We start from the raw sequence: 1,328 nt of genomic DNA, 5'->3' as shown, positions 1-1,328 counted from the left end.
AACGTGCTTTCTCAACAGCAGCTCAACACCATTATTAGTAATGTCAACAAACACTATCCAGATGCAGACAGCGAACTAAAACAAAAGATCGCCGAGGTCGCGGTAAAGTCGATTGAGAATATGGTGTTTGTCGAAGGTGGCGGTTTTATTATGGGCGACTTTCGTATGCCCTGCATGAACGACGATCTTAATCGCCCAGTCTGGACGCCGGAAGCAAGCTGTTACAGTGGTGTCGAAATGGTCAGCAGCGGTGCAGATATTCAACATGAAGTCACCTTAAGCAGTTATTCGTTGTCAAAGTATGAAGCGGAGTTGCTGGATTATGATGTTTACTTACAAGCGTTTAATCGACCATTTGAGCAGAGGATAATCGATGGTCAATATCTCAAACGGGATGCTAAAGATTTTGAATCAAGAAAAGAGTATTACGAAGGCAAACCCGCTAGAAAAGTAAATTGGCAAGATGCAAAAAACTATTGTCAATGGCTGGGGCAATTGACCGCTTTACCAGTGGATCTGCCTACCGAAGCACAGTGGGAATACGCTGCACGCAGCCGTGGTCAAAATCTCTACTACGCAACCAACAATGGCTTTATTCAGTTTAGGGGAAGAGGTTTTTATAACCCAGAATTAGGTGGTTATGAAGAGTTTACCGATAAAACCGCTAACATCGCCACAGGCCTAAAAACGGTTGGTATGTTTGCACCCAATCCACTTGGTCTTTATGATATGACTGAAAATGCCGAGGAGTGGGTCAATGATTGGTACGCTGAAGATTATTATAAAGTGTCGCCTAAACTTGATCCACAAGGCCCAGAAAAGGGTGAGTATAAAGTTATTCGAGGTGGGGGAGGTATGGTCACTGCCGCCCGCGCATTTGACCCGATAGTAAGTGATAATCTGTCATACAATTCAGGATTCCGCTGCGCAGTACAGAGCACTGAACAAGCTTATTAGCCTCGAAAACGACCGCCTTACGGCGGTCGCTGTGGTTAGATATAGTAACCGTTATTTTTATTTAAATGCGCGATTTGCTGTTCAACTGTCTCCCTCTTCTGTCTCCAACTCCAGCCGGATCGCGGCGCAAACGGGTGCATTTGAGCAAAGTTGCTCTCGTTGATTTCCTTCACTTGCGCCAGTTTTAATACCCAGTGGTTAAAGCTTGTCTGTTGTTCGCCATCTAAAATCGCATTAATGCGCGCCAAATTGTCAAACAACGCTTTGTCTTCTGCTTGTTTGCCACCTGACGGCTTTTCACCAGTAACATTCATGCGCGTGAGCACCTCTTCAAAACGTCGCCACGTTTTAACCCCACCAAGCAATAATAT

Annotated in this window: 1 protein-coding gene and 1 pseudogene; one reads left to right on the top strand and one right to left on the bottom strand. The window is 45.0% G+C overall.

The window, feature by feature from the left end:
- Positions 1–957: formylglycine-generating enzyme family protein (locus QTN95_RS20670; protein WP_331418853.1), on the top strand; the 957-nt coding region annotated here is incomplete at its 5' end.
- 35 nt (positions 958–992) lie between these two features.
- Here QTN95_RS20670 and QTN95_RS20665 read toward each other — a convergent pair.
- Positions 993–1,328 (bottom strand): annotated as a pseudogene (locus QTN95_RS20665) (hypothetical protein); the annotation flags it as partial.

This window comes from Vibrio sp. M260112 (assembly GCF_036533775.1).
Classification (GTDB): Bacteria; Pseudomonadota; Gammaproteobacteria; order Enterobacterales; family Vibrionaceae; genus Vibrio.
This window is presented reverse-complemented; position numbering and strand designations above follow the sequence as displayed.